We start from the raw sequence: 6,187 nt of genomic DNA, 5'->3' as shown, positions 1-6,187 counted from the left end.
GAAGAAAAAAGATAATGAAGCAAGCCAAAGGTTTCTTTGGTCGTCGTAAAAACGTTTGGACAGTTGCGAAAAATGCGGTTGAGAAAGCAATGTGCTACGCTTACCGTGATAGAAAAGTGAACAAAAGAAATTTCCGCGCTTTGTGGATTCAACGTATCAACGCTGGAGCCAGATTAGAAGGAATGTCTTATTCACAATTCATTGGGAAATGCAAAGCTAATAACATCGAATTGAACCGTAAAGTTCTTGCCGATTTAGCCATGAACCACCCAGTAGCTTTCAAAGCAATACTTCATAAAGTAAAATAAACGTTTTATCAACTCAATTTAAATTACTTACTTATATAGAAACCCAGTTCTCCACGGCGAATTGGGTTTTTTGTTTTTAGGAGCACAACATTTTCGATTTATCACAACAGTCGTCCCGCTATTCATTGCAATCCACGGGATTGCTTCGTGCCTCGCAATGACGTGGGATTTTCATTGCTATCGGGGCTAATTTATATCAGTTGGTGATTAAATCAACTTATCTAATAATACTTTTTGTCCTATCGAGCGCAATCGAGATACAAACTATTAATCATTTTTAAGGATGTATTTCTCGATAATATATTTTGATACAGGCTTCAATGTTTTTCCAGTTTCGGGATGCAATCCTGGTTGATTAAAATATTCATATTCTTTTTTATCAGGTGCTTTTCCATACCAAACTAAAGGATGGTCTGTATCCCCATTTTTAAAAAAAGTAGTCGTATCAGAAACCTTTATTTTTTTGAAATTATCCAATACCTCTTGATTGAAAGGGTAAACTTCGAGGGTATCATTACCTTTATCGCATACCACTGCATCATAATGGGTTTTATTCCAAAACATACAATTCTTATTCGGAAAAAAAATGTTTTTGACACCATAACCCGCAGCACCAAAAACTAATAATGGCATCACCGCAAAAGCTATTCGCTTTGAAACACTCTTCTTTTTAAATTGTTCGAAAAATGCTACCTCTTTTTTATTTTCATTCTCAACCCATTCATCTTTTCGTAAAATCTCATTTACTTCAACAGCATCTGTCAATTCCTCTTTGTTTCCTCCAATAAATTTCTTGTATGGTCTTGGATTGAAATCTACCAAAAACGCTATTAAATCAAGACTTACAGTTCTGGTATTTTCCGTTTTTACCCTCAGAAAATTACCTACCGGTTTTAATTTATCCACATTAAAATGTTCCATCTGTTTTCGCTTACTGGACTTATCATCAAGTTCAAAAAAAATATCTAATATTTCTTGATCCTGTTTACTAATTCCTTTATCAAACAATAGTAAACATAAATTTTTCAATTCAGCGGGAGAAGGTTTCAACAAAAATCCTGAAAACTCTCCTGTTTTTGCTTCTTCATATTTAGCCTTGATATCCTTTTTGTAATCTTCAATTGAATTTCTATTCATACTATTTATGGAATTAATCGGAATGATTTAGAATTGTTCGGAATCATCGGAATGATTGGAATCCGAAGTCAATCGTCGCTCAAAAACCCTATTCCTTTGCTTCAGAATTAGTTCTTGCCTTGACCTGCAATCAAGACAAATGTACAAAACTACTTCTAAAAAAGTGTTGCTAAACAGCATGGTACGTTTATTCGGGAAGTATAAATCCTGCCATTCTGTTTCAGTACACTTCACTTCCCAAAAAAAGCAAAAGAGCATTCCGTTGTTAATGGTTTTATGCTCAGGCTAGGATTCGATTTAAGTATCGAACAGCCCAACTTATGTCTAATTTTTAATTTCAAAAAAAATGAAAAAAGCAATTTTAGTATCGATGTATGTCGTGGCAAGTGTAGCGATGATTTCTTGTAGCAATGATGAAGCGGACTATGCTGCATCCAAAAACAAATCCCAAGTTACCGTAAATGCGGATTCCAGTGGTGGACAAAGTGGTCAAACTCCAGTTCCTCCACCAAAATAATAATACAAAATCATAATTAAATTTGTATTTAAATTTAATAAATTTCTGTATTTTCGGGGAATTATATTTAAAAAATTTCATTTCCCGATTTTTAATTTATTCTTAATCCTTCTTTTTGGGATATGTTCCTGCAAAAAAGAAGCAGCTGATATTCCCAAACCCAAAATCAATCCTGAATACCAACACTATTTTTCACTTGCAGAAAAACATTTTGAAAAGCAAACCTATGATAGTGCCTACTACTATTATAACAAATCTAAATTAGCTTGTACTACAACATCTGATAATGAAAAGATAATTTATTCAGTATTAAAAATGGCTATAATTCAGCAAATGCAAGGCAATTATTCTGATAGTGAGACCAGTGCAACCGAAGCAGTATCTTTTTTTCAAAAAACCACCAATTCCTATTACAAAGTTGCCGTTTACAACACATTGGGCATCAACTACAAAAATCTTTTTGATTTTGAAAATTCCATTTACTATTATAATCAAGCCCTTAATCTAGCGGTAGATAACTTGCAAAAAGCAATTCTCAAAAATAATATAGCGGTTGTCTATTTAGACAAGAAAGACTACCCGCATGCCATACAAATTCTACTGCCGTTAACACTCGAAAAAGAGGTGCAAGAAAACCCCGAAAATCAGGCAAGAATACTAGATAATTTGGGTTATGCCTGTTTCAAAGTAGGAAATCTAAAAAGCCTTGACTATCTAAATCAATCAACAACTATTCGAAAAAAGATAAAGGACGATTTCGGAATGACTGCAAGTTATAATCACTTTTCGGAATTTTACGAAAAAAGCAACCCAAATCTAGCTCATAATTACGCCAAACTAGCTTATCAAAAGGCAACTAAAGTAAACAATGTTGACGACCGATTGAAGTCGTTGGCTTTATTAATAAAAACTAGTACAGGGAATGAATCCAAAAAATTTTCTGTAATGCATCTCAACCTCAACGACAGCATAAACAAAGTGAGGCAAAAAGCCAAAAATCAGTTTGCCAAAATAAAGTATGATTCCAAGAAAGAAAAAGACGAAAACCTAAAACTAAAAGCTCAAAAAGCAGAAAATGCACTTCAATTAGAAAAACAAAAAAATAGAAATCTACTCCTTTTAATTCTAATAGTAATTAGTATTGGAACAACTGTATTTATCGCTTATTTTTTAATAGCTCAAAGCAAAAGAGAAAAAATCAAAGCCTCGTATGATACCGAAACCCGAATTGCAAAAAAATTGCACGACGAACTTGCAAACGATGTCTTTCATACTATGGCTTTTGCCGAAACTCAAGATTTATCTTCAAACCAAAACAAAGAGGTTTTACTCACCAATCTAGATATTATTTATTCCAGAACACGAAACATTTCAAGAGAAAATAGCGCTATTGATACTGGAACACAATTTGTTCCCACGCTAAAAGAAATGATGTCTGGTTTTAACACAAATTCAGTCAATATCTTAATCAACGGATTAGATGCTGTAAATTGGGATATAATCGAGAGTAATAAAAAAATTGCTGTTTACAGGGTTTTGCAAGAGTTATTAGTCAACATGAAAAAACACAGTAAATGCAGTTTGGTCGTGATTACTTTCAAAAAAAACGATGCCAAACTACAAATAGATTACAGTGATAACGGGATTGGAGCAGCATTCGAGAAAATAAATTTGAAAAATGGACTCCAAAATGTGGAAAACCGTATTCTGGCTATAAAAGGAACAATTACTTTTGATACTAAATCTAACAAAGGATTCAAAACAAGTTTCTTATTTCCAATATAATTGTAGTTTTTATGTTTAATAAAGTTTTAGTAGCCGAAGATTTAGACACCATCAGTATTGCTGTGGTTCAAGCACTAGAAGAACTTTCTATTTCCGAAATTCATTATGCTAAATACTGTGATGATGCTTTTCTAAAAATAAAAAGAGCACTCCATGATAATTCACCTTATGATTTACTAATTAGCGATTTGTCATTCAAAGAAGACCATCGAGAAAACAAGTTGAAGTCAGGCGATGAACTCATAGAAGCTGTAAAAAAAGTGCAACCCAACATCAAAACCATAATTTTTTCTATCGAAGATAAATCCTTTAGAATAAAATCCCTTTTTAATAATTTAGGAATCAATGCCTATGTTTCTAAAGGGAGAAACAGTATTCCAGAACTCAAAAAAGCCATTCAAAGCGTTTTTAGCAATGACGAAAAAATCCTTTCTCCAGAACTATCTCATGCTTTAAGAGATCGTTCACTGTTAGAAATCGAAGCCTATGATATTTCGCTTTTGAAACTTTTGTCCAAAGGATTAACAATTGAGGAAATCGCATCACAATTCAATACATCAGGAATAATCCCCAATGGTAATAGTAGTCTCGAAAAACGTATTAATAAACTCAAAATATACTTCAAAGCCAGCAATAACGTACATCTTATAGCAATAGCAAAAGATTTAGGGTTAGTGTAACCAAAAAATTTCTACTAACAATTCGAGTCATTCCACTTTTTTTCTTCGGAATTGTATCAAAAAACAGTTCTGAAAAACCTTCACTTTTTAACTTTTTCAAAAATAATTATCCCCTTTACGGTTTCCCGTAAGGAATAGTTTTTTATTGGGTTTAAGTTTGAAAAAAAATCAATTAGAAAAGCACCAACATGAAACGTTACCAAGTATGCGAACCCAACATAGTTTCGGTAGGATATGACGAAGTAAACGAAATACTCGAAATAGAGTTTAAACTTCAAACAATCCATCACTATTTGGGCGTGCCTTTAAATGAATATGTAGCACTTATGAAAGCTAAAGATATTGAAGTGCATTATTTTGATTTTGTGCATTGCCAATATCATTTTAATGTGTTTTAATTTTTTTTTACTGCTTTATGGTTTCCCGTAAGGAAGTCATTTCTGTTACTTTTAATTTTGAGAAAAAAAAATCCAATATTGAAAAAAAATCAAAACACAATTAAAGTAAATGATTCAGAGAACATCACCAGCAAACCCACAAACAAATGGGACGAATGCCTAAATGATTATTCAAATTATATCAAAGAGTACATCAAGCATTACAAAAAATCCTTAAAAGGAGACACTAATTCATCTGGTAAATACCCTTATATGAAAGCAAAATTCGAAGATTTAAACAATAAATTAAACCAAGCCCAAAGCAAACAATTACTGAACCAGAAACAGTTAAATAGAAAATTAAAAATCCAGATGAAATTAATACATGCCTTAAACAATTAATTATTTAAAAATCTACCCGTGAAGCAATTTTATCTGACTATTGAAATATTATTTATACTACAAATAGCAGTCATGGCATTTGGTTTTATTTGCGTGGTTTATTTGTTTTTTAAAATCTGGAAGAGTAAGTAGCTTTTATAAAATGAGATTTAATAAACTACCTCTAGGCACAGCTCAATTGGCATTGAAGAAGTCAACACAAATTTACAAACAAAAATCTGTGTTAATCAGTGTAATCTGTGGCAAAAAACAAATCGGAGTAGAGTTTCGAGGAATTGAACCTTAATAGATTAAAAAAAATACCCGAAATGAGGAAAACCGTAAAATAACGATTTTTAAGGGTTGTAGGTTTGGGGGATTATTAATTAAAAAACAAAAATTATGGCTTTAGTAAATTGTTCCGAATGTAATACTAAAATTAGTGATGAAGCAAAAAATTGCCCGAAATGTGGCGCTCCTGTTGATTTGGAAAAAATAAAAATAAAAAAGAATCAAACTTCAAAAGGGTGTTTAATGTTTATTGTGATAGTCATTTTCATAGCTGTTTTAGTTAATACTTGCAATAAAACTGGTTCTGAAAATACAAATTCAACTACTGAAACTCTATACCCAGAACCAATCATAGATACTGTTGCAGAAAAAAAACTACAAGATAGTCTAAATAAAATAGCTGAAATTGAGGAAGCAAATTTTAAAAAAACTAAAGCGGGTAAAATACAAAAAAAGCATCCAGAATGGTCAAGAGAAGATTGTGAAAGAATCGCTAATAAAAAAATATGGATAGGAATGAATTATGACATGCTATTATATTTAAGAGGAAAACCAAATGATGTAAATACTTCTGATTACGGAAACGGGCCAGAATATCAGTGTTGTTGGGACGATTATGATCCTTCCTGTTTTTATATGAAATCAGACGACATTATTACCTCTTATAACTAAATATTAATTTATTTGAACTCTCTAAATCAACATATAAGT

The 6,187-nt window shown here is 31.9% G+C and carries 8 protein-coding genes; 7 read left to right on the top strand and 1 reads right to left on the bottom strand.

Annotated features, from left to right (window positions below; translation table 11 throughout):
• Positions 1-308, top strand: a 308-nt coding sequence (gene rplT, locus RMO53_RS03935) for a 50S ribosomal protein L20 (RefSeq protein WP_310378233.1), incomplete at its 5' end; no start/stop codon positions are given.
• Positions 309-575: 267 nt separating this feature from the next.
• On the opposite strand, the gene RMO53_RS03930 is transcribed toward rplT, so the two are convergent.
• Positions 576-1,445: a hypothetical protein gene (locus RMO53_RS03930; protein ID WP_310378231.1), complete on the bottom strand. Its 870-nt coding sequence runs from the start codon at positions 1,443-1,445 to the stop codon at positions 576-578.
• Positions 1,446-1,791: 346 nt separating this feature from the next.
• On the opposite strand from RMO53_RS03930, the gene RMO53_RS03925 reads away from it, so the two are divergent.
• From RMO53_RS03925 to RMO53_RS03900, 6 genes are all read left to right on the top strand, one after another.
• A complete protein-coding gene (locus RMO53_RS03925; protein WP_310378229.1) occupies positions 1,792-1,962 on the top strand; it encodes a hypothetical protein in 171 nt (56 codons plus the stop codon).
• A 315-nt stretch (positions 1,963-2,277) separates the two neighbouring features.
• Positions 2,278-3,747: an ATP-binding protein gene (locus RMO53_RS03920; protein ID WP_310378228.1), complete on the top strand. Its 1,470-nt coding sequence runs from the start codon at positions 2,278-2,280 to the stop codon at positions 3,745-3,747.
• Between the two features lie 11 nt (positions 3,748-3,758).
• Positions 3,759-4,427 carry a response regulator gene (locus tag RMO53_RS03915; protein WP_310378226.1) on the top strand — a complete coding sequence of 223 codons (669 nt, stop codon included), beginning with the start codon at positions 3,759-3,761 and terminating at the stop codon, positions 4,425-4,427.
• A 188-nt stretch (positions 4,428-4,615) separates the two neighbouring features.
• Positions 4,616-4,825: a KTSC domain-containing protein gene (locus tag RMO53_RS03910; protein ID WP_310378224.1), complete on the top strand. Its 210-nt coding sequence runs from the start codon at positions 4,616-4,618 to the stop codon at positions 4,823-4,825.
• A 78-nt stretch (positions 4,826-4,903) separates the two neighbouring features.
• On the top strand, positions 4,904-5,206 hold the full coding sequence (locus RMO53_RS03905) for a hypothetical protein (protein ID WP_310378222.1): 303 nt from the start codon (positions 4,904-4,906) through the stop codon (positions 5,204-5,206).
• A 381-nt stretch (positions 5,207-5,587) separates the two neighbouring features.
• On the top strand, positions 5,588-6,148 hold the full coding sequence (locus RMO53_RS03900; protein WP_310378220.1) for a zinc-ribbon domain-containing protein: 561 nt from the start codon (positions 5,588-5,590) through the stop codon (positions 6,146-6,148).
• Positions 6,149-6,187: the final 39 nt, after the last annotated feature.

Origin of the sequence: Flavobacterium sp., assembly GCF_031409475.1 — a bacterium.
Taxonomy (GTDB): domain Bacteria; phylum Bacteroidota; class Bacteroidia; order Flavobacteriales; family Flavobacteriaceae; genus Flavobacterium.
The sequence above is the reverse complement of the archived record's forward strand: the minus strand, read 5'-3'. Positions and strand labels throughout refer to the sequence as shown.